The sequence below is a fragment of the Loktanella sp. Alg231-35 genome, assembly GCF_900143545.1.
In the GTDB taxonomy this organism is placed as follows: domain Bacteria; phylum Pseudomonadota; class Alphaproteobacteria; order Rhodobacterales; family Rhodobacteraceae; genus Yoonia.
This window is the reverse complement of sequence record NZ_FREV01000004.1, coordinates 168,843-181,441: the sequence shown is the minus strand read 5'-3', so window position 1 is coordinate 181,441 and position 12,599 is coordinate 168,843. Positions and strand designations below refer to the sequence as shown.

Here is a 12,599-nt window from a genome sequence, read left to right as displayed (position 1 = left end):
CATGGAACCATGGATCCTTATCACGATTGGCGCTGCCACGGCGCAAACGCTACGCTTTATGTTGCAAAAGCGGCTGAAGGGCATGGCCCTGTCCACGGCAGGGACGACATTTGCGCGGTTTGTCTATTCGTCGCCTTTGGTGGCCGTGATCGCTTTGACCTATGCCAGCAGCACAGGACAGGGGTTTCCCAGCCTGCCTGCGTCGTTCTGGCCATACATGCTGGCAGGCGGCACCTCGCAGATATTGGCGACGATGTGCGTGGTCGCCCTGTTCAGCCATCGCAACTTTGCCGTTGGGATCACGTTCAAAAAAACCGAGGTGCTGCTGAGCGCGCTCTTTGGGTTCCTCATCCTTGGCGACAGGTTCACGACGCTGACGATTGTCGCGATGCTGATTGGTTTGGGCGGTGTCCTGCTGCTGTCTGACCCGCCGGGTGGCGTGGGGCCATGGCATCAGCGGATCTTCAACCGGGCCACAGCCTTAGGTCTGGGTGCAGGGGTGCTTTTTGGCATTTCGGGCAATGGGTATCGCGGGGCGTCGCTGTCTTTGGCCGATGGTGATGTGTTTTATCGGGCCATCGTTACGCTGGCCTTTGTGACGGCGTTTCAGACCATCGCCATGGCGCTATGGCTTGCATGGCGGGAGCGGGGCGAGATTTTACGGGTGCTTTCAGCTTGGCGTGTTGCGGGGCTGGTCGGGGTAACCAGCATGATCGGGTCTATTTGCTGGTTCACAGCCTTCACCATGCAAAATGCAGCTTACGTCAACGCGGTAGGGCAGATTGAGCTGCTCTTTTCCTTGCTCATCGGCGCGTTCGTCTTTGGAGAGAAGGTCACGGCGCGCGAATGGCAGGGACTTTTGCTGCTGACGCTGAGCATCATCATGCTGGTGTTGCTGCTTTAAAGCGGGTTGCGACCGCCCAGTCGGCTGACCAGATGCGCCTCATCATCATTGCGAAAGAACGGCACGCTGGCGGGTGGGCCGCCGCGTTGCAGATGGCTGACCAGTTCAGCCAGAACGATCTGGGTGATGAAGGGCAGATCGAACCTTCTTGCGTCCGACAAGGGCACCCATTGCAAATGGGCCAGTTCATCCTCTGCCCCTGAGAAGTCATCGGGGTCGCCGATCAGACCTGCGGCATCTGCCAGAAAGAACCGCGCGTCAAAACGGCGGGGGCGTCCGGCGGGGGTCACGGCGCGAAAAAAGAACTGCAGGGCGGTCCCGTTCGGGATGTGCCCGGTGGCCGCAAAGCCGCGCCAACCTTGTGGTGGATCGGACCACTCCTGGGGGTGGCCAAGCACCTGCCCGGTTTCCTCCCAAAGTTCGCGAATGGCGGCGGCGGCAAGGGTGCTACTGGTATGGGTACTTTCTTGTGTCAGGCGCGCGGCGTCCAGATCCGAGAGCGGAGAAACCGGCACGCTGGCATCGTTGTCATCAACAGCACCACCGGGAAAGACGAATTTGCCCGGCATGAACGCAGCTTTTGCGCCGCGTTGGCCCATCAGCACGGCAGGTACCGTACTTGCATCGCGCAGAACGATCAGTGTTGCAGCGTCGCGGATTGCCGATTTGTCCATCACAGACCTAGCTGTTGTGTCCGAACCCGTGCATTCGCCGGGCCCATTGAATGGCCACAACCATGCCCTTCATCCGCGGCAAAAGAAAGAGCGACAAGGCAACCGCACCAATGGTGAGTGACGTTGCCATCACCCAAGGCTCTGGCCGGAAATAGACCCACATAAAGTGAATGACAAAGCCCAGAACGTGACCCACCAGCAGGATGGTCAGATAGGCCGGACCATCGTCGGCACGGTGGTGGTGCAGTTCTTCGGCGCAGTTGGGGCAGGTGTCCGCGACCTTAAGGTATTTTGTAAAAAGCTTGCCTTCACCGCACTGCGGGCAACGGCAGCGCAGCCCGCGCCAGATGGCTGGTTTGGTAGGGCGATCATCGATTTGGAACTCTGCGTTGGCCATAGTCATGCTCCGGTTGTTGTCCCTGAAATGGACTATTGCCACGTCCATTGGAAGAGGGTGCGCTGATTTGACCAGAAAAGTTATTTCGTAAACCCGCGACGGAAACGGATTGCCGCCTCGTTCAAGGAGGGTCAGCAGCGCAAAAGGCTGCGGGATATGATGAAAAGGAAAGACAAAATGAAAATCAAGATTTTGATGGCAGCACTTCTTTCAGGCCTCGTGTTCACAGCCGGTGCGGTGTCCGCAGAAAACCACCGCGAGCGCCCCGACTTTGCGACCTTGGATGCAAATGGTGACGGCGCGCTGACGCTGGACGAATTGCAGGCCCGTGGTGCGGCCCGCTTTGCCGAAGCTGACGCCAATGGCGATGGCGCTTTGTCGGCAGATGAAATGACTGCCGCCGCAGAGGCGCGCGGTGCCGATCGTGTGGCGCGCATGATCGAGCGCCACGACGAGAATGGTGATGGTTTGTTGCAGCACGATGAGCTGCCCACACGTGGACAGGATCGTGCCGAACGCATGTTTGAACGGGCTGACGCCAACGATGATGGCACTATTTCCGAGGAGGAATTTGAGGTCGCCAAAGAGCGGATGCGCGAGCACCGCGGCAATGGCCGCAAGGATCGCGGGTAAGCGACCGATCGGCGGGGGGTGCCGCATCCCCTGCCGATTGCCAGTGATGCGCAATCGGGCTAGCACTTTCACCAATGACCATATCGTCAGACCCATTTGCGGATGCATCCGACGCCGCCGTTCTGGTTGCTTTCGCCAATGGCGATGGGCAGGCGGCGCGCGTGTTGACGGGGCGGCTTTTGCCGCGGGTTCTGGCGCAGGCCACGCGGTTGCTGGCCAATCCGGCCGAGGCCGAAGATGTGGCGCAGGATGCGATGATGCGCTTGTGGAAGGTTGCACCGCGGTGGCGGCAAGATGAAGCACAGGTCAGCACTTGGCTTTACCGGGTGGTGGCCAACCTTTGCACCGACCGACTGCGCAAACGGCGCAATGTGGCCCTTGATCAGGTAGCCGAGCCTTTGGACGACAGCCCAAGTGCGGCGGCCCAAATGCAAACGCAGGCAAGGATGCGGGCGCTGTCAGATGCATTGACGGCCTTGCCGGACAGGCAGGCGCAGGCGGTATCGTTGCGACACCTTGAGGGGCTGTCGAACCCCGATATTGCGCAAATCATGGACATCAGCGTGCGGTCCGTGGAAAGTCTTACAGCACGCGGGAAACGGGCCCTTGTCACAATCATGGCGGGGCGGAAGGCAGAACTGGGGTATGACGATGACGAACCCGAATGATGACATGCTGGACGATCTGTTCGGGCAGGCTCGCGCGCAACAGCCCGTCGCGCCAAGCGATGATTTGATCGCGCGGGTGCTGGCAGATGCCGCCGGCGTTCAGCATGCCCCCATTGCCCAAGTGGCCGATCAGCCCGGAGCGTGGGCCCGTATCATGGATGCCATCGGTGGTTGGCCCGCGCTTAGCGGGCTGGCTGCGGCCACTGTTGCGGGTGTCTGGGTTGGCATCGCCCCGCCTTCCTCTGTCAGTGATCTGACGGCGAGCTTGATGGGTGATGCCGTGAGCGTCGATCTTTTCTCGACGAACTTGTTGTTGGATGCGGGGGCTTTGAGCGATGGCTGAAAACCCGTCTTTGCCGGCCAAGCCGCGCCGGATCTGGAAAATCGTGCTGGTTCTGTCGCTCGCGCTAAATCTGGCCGTTGCTGGTATTGTCGTGGGATCTGTCGCCTCGGGCCGGGCCGGGCCTGATGGGCCACGCAACTTTGATCTTGGGGTCGGGCCGATGACCCGTGCCCTGAACCGCGAAGAGCGCCGCACACTTAGCCGAAACCTACGCGAAAGCCGTGCGCTGCGCGATTTGAACCCGCGCGAACGTATTGGCGGGTTGGTTGCCGCCTTGCAGGCCGAACCGTTTGATCCCGCAGCCTTGCAGACGCAGTTGGAGGAACAATCGCAAAAGATGGATGGCGTACAAATGCAAGCGCAAGCCGCATTTCTGGCACTGGTATCGGATATGACACCTGAACGCCGTCAGGCGTTTGCCGCCCAGCTTAGCGAAGAACTGTCGCGCCCGCGCCCGTTTCGAGAGCGGCGCTCAGGCGGCTGATTTGCTCATGGCGACCTGATTGCGGCCGCTTGACTTCGCCTTGTAGAGCGCCTGATCGGCGCGGGTGCAAATCTTGCCAATGGCTGGGTTGTCTGTAGCGCAGGGCGTGCTGACCGCAACACCAACAGAGATGGTCACTGAAATTGGCGCGCCGTCATCGGCCTGCGCCAGAACTGCCCCATCAATCAGATGGCGCAGCCTGTCGGCGGCAAGTCGTGCCTGATTTCTGGTCGTAGCCGGCATGGCGATCAGGAATTCTTCGCCGCCCATGCGGGCGACCAGATCAACCGTGCGCAGGCCAGCCTGCAGCATGGCCGATAGTTGGCGCAGCACCCCATCCCCTGCAGAATGCCCATAGGTGTCATTGACCGACTTGAAATGATCGATATCGATCATCATCACGGCAAAGGGTTGTCCGGTGGCGACGGCCTGTTCGGCCAGATGTGCCAGATGCGGTTCAGCATAGCGCCTGTTGTAAAGACCAGTGAGCGGATCTGTGATTGCGGCTTTTAGCCCACTGCGCACTGTGTCGCGCAGCTTGTCCTGCTCTAACTTGCGCTCGATCAATGCGCGGGCACGCAGCTTCAGCTCGCCTTCGCAGCAATCGGCGGACACCACATCATCAGCACCCAGATCAAGGAACATTGCTGCCATGTCCGGCGCGCCCTTGGGCACGACAATCAACTGTGCGGCCCACCGTGTTTCAACCCGCGCCCGCAGATCGGACACAAGCCCAAAAAGCGTGCTTTGCGCTGGATTGCTGGCATCAATCACAAAAAGATCGGGCACAGGTTCGACAGTGGCATCCTTAAGGACGGATGCCGTGTTGTGTTGGTGGATATCGACCCGCACGCCCCGTTTTAGCTTTTGATAAAGCAGCAAATCGGGGCTGGGGTCATCTGTCAAAAGGGCGACGCGCCCGGCGGGGCCAAAGGGTGTCGGTGTTTCATCAAAACCAAGAGCGCGGCTGGTGCTTTCGCGCAGGACAAATTCCTCTCTTGCGGTGCGGACCCGCAAAAGGCTGCGGATACGCGCCAGTAAAAGTGTGTCGTTGGTGGGGAAGGGCAAGACATCGTCAGCACCAGCATCAAGTGCAGCAAACCGGGCTGCAGCAGTGTCGGCCCCGCCGACGGCAATAATGGCAATGGTTCCGGTTGCAGGGGAGTTGCGTAACTGCCTGCAGAATTCGTGCCGGTCCTCGGAAGGATCAGCGAGGTTGATCAGGATCAAATCAGGTGCTGCATGGCTGATCAACGCAGTCGCGTCTTTTGCCGTGGCACAAGCATCAACGGCGAAATGGGATGCCATCATTTTCACCTTCAGCACAATTCTGTTTGTCGCGGAAGCGTCGATGATCAATATACGCCCAGACATGGCTTGCTCCTACATTGGGCCTTCTGGCCCGTTCCGGTGCTGCATAATGTCGTCATGTTTGGTTAAGAAAACGTTTCCCGTTGTGTAAGGAAGATCAATGACTGCTGAACAGGCCGAGCTGATTGCGCTCAAGGGGCTGGCCTGGCTGGCCACCAACGAAGAGCTTTGCCCTGTCTTTCTAGGGGCAAGCGGCGGGTCGGTTGATGACATGCGCGATCGGGCCACTGACCCTGCGTTTCAGGCGGCGGTGTTGGACTTCATCACAATGGATGATGCTTGGGTCATAGCTTTCTGTGATAGTATCGATCTGGGTTATGACCAACCGTTGCGCGCCCGCTATGCGTTGCCGGGGGCCGAATCTGTGCATTGGACCTAAAGATCAATCTTAACCGTGCCGTCAGCATCTTTTGCGCGGCTCTGGCACAGGATCATCTGTCCTTCGCGTTGCGCCTTCGAAAGCACGAAATCGCGGTGTTCGACGTCCCCTGCCAGAACCCCGCATTTGCAGACACCACATAACCCGTCAGCGCATTTCACATCCACATGCACCCCCGCGGCGATCAATGCGTCAGCAGCGGATTCGTCCTTAGACACGGCGATCTCGCGACCATTCTTTAGCGCAAGCGTGAAAGGGTGGTTTTCGTACTCTGGCTGCTCAGGCACTGCAAAATATTCAAGATGCCGTGCGTCTTCGGGAAAGCCGTTGGCCTCTGCCGCGTCCATCACAGCCGCCATATAAATGTCCGGCCCGCAGGTGTAGATATGCGCGCGCGGTTTATAGCGGGTGAGGTTCGCAAGATCAGCGCGGGTGCCTTCGGTCGAGATATGCAGGTGGACCTTGTCTGCCCATGCCACCTTTCCCAGATCATCCAGAAACCCTGCATCACTGCGCTGACGCATACTGTAGTGCAACGCAAAATCCGCGCCAATCGCATGTAGCCGGTGGGCCATCGCAATCATCGGGGTGATCCCGATCCCACCACCAAACAACAGCGACGTGCTGGCGTCTTCGACCAGTGGGAAGTGATTGATGGGTGGTGAGATGAAAACCCGTCGCCCTTCGGTGAAGATACGGTGCATCAACTTGGACCCGCCCCGCCCGGTATCTTCGCGCAATACGGCGATTTGGTACCTGCTGCGGTCCGCCGGATCGCCGCTCAGCGAATATTGGCGGAAAAACTCTGGGGCGACGACGACATCGATGTGTCCGCCTGCTGTGGCCGGGGGCAGGTCGCGGCCATCGGGCAGGGCGAATTCGTATTTGGTCACGGCATCGGTCATGTTTTCGATTTTGCTGATGACAACGGGGATGACAGGAGCATCGCCTTGATCAGCCGCGTATTCATGCTCTGCCGGTTTTCCTTGTGCCCGCCGCGTGCGGTGTTCGGCAGCAGGGATCATCGCCTCATAGGCGGCAATCCCGGCTTCGCGGTCCATGGGCGCGGGCCATGGATAGGGCGGCGGAGCAAGTGGCGCGGGATAGACGGCGAGTGTCTGATCCTCATAGCGCAGGTCAAGGTCCCTTTGCAGGTCACGTGCGTTTACTTCATGGCGAGAGGGGCGATAGGCGCCATCATCCTCCATCTCCAGATCCCACCACCATTTCTTGACCGGGTTGATCGATCCTTTGCTTAACCTGTCGTCCAATGCGGCAAGGCTCTTAGCCGCTTGGGGCACAGACATGGCGAGCTTGCGAAAGGGCGCTTCGGCGAACAAGCCTTCAAGGTTCCACGGGCAGGTTTTCATGCAGCGCCCGCACATCGCCCCGTTTTTCTGACTGACGCGGTATGTCGTGCATTTCTGACTGTCGGATTTCCAGATCTCGTAACCGTTGAACATCAGCTTTGGCCCAGCGGTGATCGCGCCAGACGGGCATTCGCGGGCGCATTTGTTGCAGGCATCGCAGAATTTCTGCAGACCAAAGTCGATGGGCTTGTCATGCACCATCGGCATGTTCGTAGTCACCACACCTGATTTGAGACGCGGGCCAAGGAAGGGGTTCAGGATCACTTCGCCAATACGGCTGACCTCACCTAAACCCGACAGCAGCAAAAGCGGCGGGTGCAGCACCTCTTCGTCCATGACTGAATGCACGCGGGCAGTGTAGCCAAGGTTGCGCAGGTGCTGGGCTAGTACTCCACCCAGCAGCGAAAACCGCAGATAAGCGCGCATCGATTGGGCGCAGGCGATCCAATCGTCACCCGATGCGCCCTCCATCGTTTCGTGCCCCTGATCGACGATCATAGAGATGGCGTTGTCGTGGTAAGGTGTAATCGGTTCGCCTGCCGCGTCATGGCTATAGTAGGCCCAATCGGGGCAGGCCGAGAGGCCCACGGCGTCAACGCCGAGGAAATAGAGTGCGGCCTTGATGTTGGCGGCATTGCTTTCGGGCGTGTCGCTGATTTGGTCCGGTGCTGCTTCGCCATCCTGCAGCAAAACAAAGGCCCCTAGTGATGGGCGGAAGGCGTAAGCGGCAGCCGACTTGCGCACATAATTGCCGTTCTTGGTGGCGTCCTGCACATGTTTGCCCATGTCGCCAAAAAGGGCACGGGCAAAGAGGTTGGCACGTTTAGGCACACGCGCCACATTGGGCCGGTCAATATAAGTTGTAGGTTCATCGACCCGTTTCAGTGTTTCGAAAGGGTGCGGGCCATCGACATAGTTGCGCTTGGCAAAGGGATCGCGATTGCGCGCGGTTTTCGCGTGGGTGCCCAGCCCGGTCTGATATGTCATGGGCGGGGTCTGGCCCGGCTGCAACGGTTGGTCTGGGGTCATGGCCAGCGTCGTGGTGACCGCAGCCAACCCGTAGCGTGCGCCAGTGAACGGATTCAATAACTGGCCGCTTTCCATTGCGACCAACCCTGCACTTGCGGCCAAAGCCCCCAGATGCATGTCAGAGGCCGCCATGGAATGCGCCCTTGCGTCATATCCCAAGGTGCGGATGTAGCTTGCCAGCGTCACGGCGGTTTCCATACCGCGCAGGCAGGCGCGTTGGGGCAAGGCGTCGCTGATCCAATCCGTCCCCAGTTCGCCGGTCTTTGGCGGTCGCGGGTGATCATAAAGAAAGACAATCGCATCCGTATGATGGCGGCAGTCGACGGGTGGGAGTGCCATGCTCTCGCGCAGGCCCGCCATGATCACGTCGATCCCTGCGGCAAGGGTCTTGGTCTGCATGGTGCGCAGTTTGCCCGCCAGCCTGTCCACGTCGGGGTTGACCAATGGCGCCTCAAGCCACGCCTCTGGCGTCAGCTTGCAGGTGCCAACCATGCTGGCGTCGCAGTAATAGCCAAAGGCTTTGAGGTGATCGGCCCGCTCTTGCGGATCAATGGGGATTTCGGCGATCTCTTTCTTGACCATGCCGTCGCGTGTTGCGTCCAGCATTGCTTGATAATCCTGCATCGCATTGACGATGCTGCGCGGTTCATCGGACCTGCGAAAGGTCACGGGTTCCATGGGCGGCAACCCGGCCGGATCGACATTGGATTGCCGTTTCAGGGTCTCAAGCGGGAATGGTCCCAAGTGCATAGGGCGGGACTTGTATGAGCGGAGCTTTAACATCGGTTGACACCGTCTTGCGGGCAGGGTCCGGTGTCAATGCAACAACCAACGAGGCAGGCGTGATTCAGGGCATCATTTTTGACAAGGACGGGACCTTGTTTGATTTCAACGCGACATGGGGCGTCTGGGCGCGCGGCATGCTAGAGGCGGAAACCGGCGGCGATCCGGTTCTGTTCGACAGGTTGGCAGCGGCGCTGGGTTACAATACGCAAGCCAATCGGTTTGACCCCAGCAGCATTGTGATTGCGGCCACGGCAGGCGAGGTCGCGGATCGCATTATGACGGTGATCGCGGGACTGGATCGCGAAACGCTCCTGACCAGGATGAATACCACAGCGTCAGAAGTGACGCAGGTCGAAGTGGTGCCTTTGGTTGCCTACTATGACGCGCTGCGCGCGACGGGTTTACAGTTAGGGATCGTCACGAATGATGCCGAAGCCCCCGCGCGGCGACATCTGGAGCGTGCAGGCGTCACCGGGCATTTTGATTTCATCGCCGGATATGACAGCGGCTATGGGGCAAAACCTGAACCGGGGCAGTTGCTGGCGTTTTGCGACGCCACCGGGCTTGATCCATCGGCCTGTCTGATGGTGGGTGACAGCACCCATGATCTGCATGCAGGGCAGGCGGCCCAAATGCGCACGGTCGGTGTTTTGACCGGCCCTGCAGCGCATGACGAATTGGCCCCTTTTGCTGATGTGGTCTTGCCTACAATCGGCGATATTCCGGCGTGGCTGCAGGCCGAAAACCTCATCTGATCCTGAATCCGACAGCGAATGTCGGTTTCCCATCATCGTTAGCCGCTTTCCTTTGCCATCCTGCCTTGCAGGAACCAAGGAGTGGGCAATATGTCGGACACAGCAAGATCAAGGCGGCGCGGTGGCGGACGGGCCGGGGCAGCCACTCGGCGCGGCACAGCTGTGATCGAACAGATGCCTTGGCGCTTGCCGGTCAACACCGATCGCCCGACCGAGCCGCTTGGCCCCGAAGGCGTGCAGGCTATCCACGATGGGGCCATGCGCATTCTGGAAGATATCGGCATTGAATTCCTCAACGAAGAAGCGCTGGCGCTGTTCAAAGAGGCAGGCTGTACCGTCAATGGCACGAATGTGCGCATGGGGCGCGATTGGGTGATGGAAATGCTGGCCCATGCGCCGGCGCAATTCGACATCACACCACGTAATCCGGACCGGAAAATTACCATTGGTGGCAAGCACATTCTTTTCGGGAACGTGTCTTCGCCGCCCAACTACTTTGATCTTGAGATCGGCAAGAAAGTCTCTGGCAATCGCAATCAATGCGCTAACCTGTTGCGGCTCACTCAGTATTTCAACTGTATCCATTTTGCGGGCGGCTATCCGGTGGAACCTGTCGATGTGCACGCCTCGGTCCGTCACCTTGATGTCGTCTATGACAAGATGATCCTGACCGACAAAGTCGCTCACGCCTATTCACTGGGAAAAGAGCGGGTCGAAGATGTGATGGAGATGGTCAAGATCGCAGGTGGTCTGACAGAGGAAGAGTTCGCCGCGAAACCGCATATGTATACCAACATCAACTCCACTTCGCCGCTCAAGCACGATGTGCCGATGATTGATGGCTGTTTGCGCTGTGTGCGGCGGGGGCAGGCTGTGGTGGTCACACCATTCACCCTTGCGGGGGCAATGGCACCTGTGACGATGTCGGGTGCTGTGACCCTGTCGATTGCCGAGGCGATCAGTGCGATTGCCCTGTTCCAATACGTCCGCCCCGGTGCGGCTTGCGTGATTGGCACATTCACCAGCAACGTCGATATGAAATCCGGCGCACCGGCATTTGGGACGCCCGAATACATGCGCGCGACCCAGATGACGGGCCAGATGGCGCGGTTTTATGGCTTGCCGATGCGGTCGTCGGGTGTCTGTGCTGCCAATGTCCCGGATGGGCAGGCCATGTGGGAAACGTCAAATTCGCTTTGGGCGTCCGTCCAGTCGGGCACCAACGTCGTTTATCACGCCGCCGGGTGGCTAGAGGGTGGTCTGATCGCCAGCCCTGAGAAATTTGTGATGGATTGCGAAGTGCTGCAAATGATCCAGCGCTATTTGGAGCCAGAGGTCATTGGCACCGGCCCCGATGACATCGCCATTGATGCGATCAAGGAAGTCGGCCCCAATGGCCATTTCTTTGGGATACAACACACGCAAGACCGCTATGAAGATGCGTTTTACCAGCCCTTCGTGTCGGACTGGCGCAACTTCGAAGCCTGGGAGGTTGCAGGCGGCATCTGGACGGCTGAACGCGCGCATCGCACGTTCAAGGATATTATCGCCCAGTTTGAAGAACCGCCAATGGACATTGCGATCAAGGAAGAGCTCACCGCCTTTGTTGACCGGCGCAAGGCCGAGGGCGGTGCGCCCACCGATTTCTGATCACTTTGTCAGGCAGTCCTCAAACGACCCACCAAGACGTTCCATCAGATCCGTGTAAAGCGCAGGACCTGCTGTCAATCCAACACCAATCGCATCAAGTGTGGCGGTGTTTGCGTCGTTCCCTTCTGTGAGGATGGCGGCCCAACGATCACCGATTGCACGATCACTGAAAACACAAATGATCCCTTCGGCTGCCATTTGATCGCGTAAGGCAGAGACCTGTGCGGGACCCGGCGTGCGCCCATCGACATCGGCCAATGCACCGACGGCTGTTAGGCCATAACGTGCTTCAAAATACTGATAGCCGTCATGTGGCAGGATGTAGTTTTGCCCTGCAAGCGGTGCCAGACGTGCGGTCAGCGTGGCATCAAGTGTGGCAATGCTGGCTTGTGCGGCTTCAGCGTTGGCCTGATAGGTTGCAGCGTTGTCAGGGTCAGCCTCGGAAAGAGCTGTTGCGATATGGCCCAGCCAAACCTGTGCAATTTCAGGGTCGCCCCAAGCATGTGGGTCGAAATCACCGTGGTCATGTGCGTCATGTCCATGCGCGTCGTGATCATCGTCTTCGTCATGCGCGTCATGGTCGTCGTCGTGTCCATGTTCTTCATGCTCTTCTTCGTGCCCATCTTCGTCATGCCCATCTTCGTCATGTTCGTGATCGTCATGCTCGTCTTCGTCATGATCGTGATCGTCATGGTCGTGATCGTCATGCCCGTCTTCGTCATGCTCGTGATCGTCATTGGCGCCGATCTCTTTCAAGTCACGGATTTCAAGGGTCTCCCAACCGTCTGTTTCCAACAGCTCTAGCTGTATGGCGGAAGGTGCAAGGATCTCCAGCGGCTCTTCCAGCCACGGCGTTAGCCCATGCCCGACCCAGATCACGAGTGCCGCATTACCCAAACGGTCCGCATCGCTGGGCCGCAACGCAAAGTCATGCGGGTCAGCGCCGGGGGGCAGCAGCAGATCCGGCGTGCCCAAATCACCCATCACTTGCGCGGTCAGGCTGTGGATCGGGGCAATATCTGTGATAACCTTCGGGGCCTCTGCATTAGCCGTCAAGGGAAGCAGCGCGAAGGGGGCGATGTAGCGAATCATGATTGGGTCCTTGTCCTTTAAGAGCGCTGATCGTATATTAATTATGTTATAACATAACAAGAGC

Annotated in this window: 13 protein-coding genes; 8 read left to right on the top strand and 5 right to left on the bottom strand. The window is 58.8% G+C overall.

Annotation, left to right across the window (positions count from 1 at the left end; all coding sequences use genetic code 11):
• Position 1 precedes the first annotated feature (1 nt).
• Positions 2-904, top strand: coding sequence for a DMT family transporter (locus DHN10_RS10760; RefSeq protein ID WP_108815334.1), 903 nt, complete (start codon positions 2-4; stop codon positions 902-904).
• Here the strand turns inward: DHN10_RS10760 and DHN10_RS10755 are convergent.
• Together DHN10_RS10755 and DHN10_RS10750 are read right to left on the bottom strand one after the other, a co-directional pair.
• A complete protein-coding gene (locus tag DHN10_RS10755; protein ID WP_108815333.1) occupies positions 901-1,578 on the bottom strand; it encodes an NUDIX hydrolase in 678 nt (225 codons plus the stop codon). The genes DHN10_RS10760 and DHN10_RS10755 overlap by 4 nt on opposite strands.
• A 7-nt stretch (positions 1,579-1,585) precedes the next feature.
• Positions 1,586-1,975, bottom strand: a complete 390-nt coding sequence (locus DHN10_RS10750) for a DUF983 domain-containing protein (protein ID WP_108815332.1) — start codon at positions 1,973-1,975, stop codon at positions 1,586-1,588.
• 177 nt (positions 1,976-2,152) lie between these two features.
• Here DHN10_RS10750 and DHN10_RS10745 point away from each other — a divergent pair, with 177 nt between their 5' ends.
• The 4 genes from DHN10_RS10745 to DHN10_RS10730 all read left to right on the top strand — a co-directional run bounded on the left by DHN10_RS10745 (position 2,153) and on the right by DHN10_RS10730 (position 4,103).
• Positions 2,153-2,608: an EF-hand domain-containing protein gene (locus DHN10_RS10745; RefSeq protein WP_108815689.1), complete on the top strand. Its 456-nt coding sequence runs from the start codon at positions 2,153-2,155 to the stop codon at positions 2,606-2,608.
• A 74-nt stretch (positions 2,609-2,682) separates the two neighbouring features.
• On the top strand, positions 2,683-3,276 hold the full coding sequence (locus DHN10_RS10740) for an RNA polymerase sigma factor (protein WP_108815331.1): 594 nt from the start codon (positions 2,683-2,685) through the stop codon (positions 3,274-3,276).
• Positions 3,260-3,619, top strand: coding sequence for a hypothetical protein (locus DHN10_RS10735; protein ID WP_234417106.1), 360 nt, complete (start codon positions 3,260-3,262; stop codon positions 3,617-3,619). Before DHN10_RS10740 ends, DHN10_RS10735 begins: the two co-directional genes overlap by 17 nt.
• Complete coding sequence (locus tag DHN10_RS10730; protein WP_108815329.1) at positions 3,612-4,103, top strand: periplasmic heavy metal sensor; 492 nt, start codon at positions 3,612-3,614, stop codon at positions 4,101-4,103. The genes DHN10_RS10735 and DHN10_RS10730 overlap by 8 nt, the downstream gene beginning before the upstream one ends.
• Here the strand turns inward: DHN10_RS10730 and DHN10_RS10725 are convergent.
• Entirely contained in the window at positions 4,092-5,477 is a 1,386-nt protein-coding gene (locus DHN10_RS10725; RefSeq protein ID WP_108815328.1) for a diguanylate cyclase, read from the bottom strand. The genes DHN10_RS10730 and DHN10_RS10725 overlap by 12 nt on opposite strands.
• A gap of 97 nt (positions 5,478-5,574) precedes the next feature.
• On the opposite strand from DHN10_RS10725, the gene DHN10_RS10720 reads away from it, so the two are divergent.
• Positions 5,575-5,853 (top strand): DUF3572 domain-containing protein, encoded by a 279-nt coding sequence (locus DHN10_RS10720; protein ID WP_108815327.1) that lies wholly within the window; start codon positions 5,575-5,577, stop codon positions 5,851-5,853.
• On the opposite strand, the gene DHN10_RS10715 is transcribed toward DHN10_RS10720, so the two are convergent.
• On the bottom strand, positions 5,850-9,035 hold the full coding sequence (locus DHN10_RS10715; RefSeq protein ID WP_108815326.1) for a 2Fe-2S iron-sulfur cluster-binding protein: 3,186 nt from the start codon (positions 9,033-9,035) through the stop codon (positions 5,850-5,852). The genes DHN10_RS10720 and DHN10_RS10715 overlap by 4 nt on opposite strands.
• Here DHN10_RS10715 and DHN10_RS10710 point away from each other — a divergent pair.
• Positions 9,017-9,793, top strand: a complete 777-nt coding sequence (locus DHN10_RS10710; protein ID WP_108815325.1) for an HAD family hydrolase — start codon at positions 9,017-9,019, stop codon at positions 9,791-9,793. The two genes, DHN10_RS10715 and DHN10_RS10710, sit on opposite strands and share 19 nt — an antisense overlap.
• Positions 9,794-9,883: 90 nt before the next feature.
• Positions 9,884-11,443: a trimethylamine methyltransferase family protein gene (locus DHN10_RS10705; RefSeq protein ID WP_108815324.1), complete on the top strand. Its 1,560-nt coding sequence runs from the start codon at positions 9,884-9,886 to the stop codon at positions 11,441-11,443.
• Here the strand turns inward: DHN10_RS10705 and DHN10_RS10700 are convergent, their stop codons facing one another.
• Positions 11,444-12,535: a zinc ABC transporter substrate-binding protein gene (locus DHN10_RS10700; RefSeq protein ID WP_108815323.1), complete on the bottom strand. Its 1,092-nt coding sequence runs from the start codon at positions 12,533-12,535 to the stop codon at positions 11,444-11,446.
• Between the last annotated feature and the right edge of the window lie 64 nt (positions 12,536-12,599).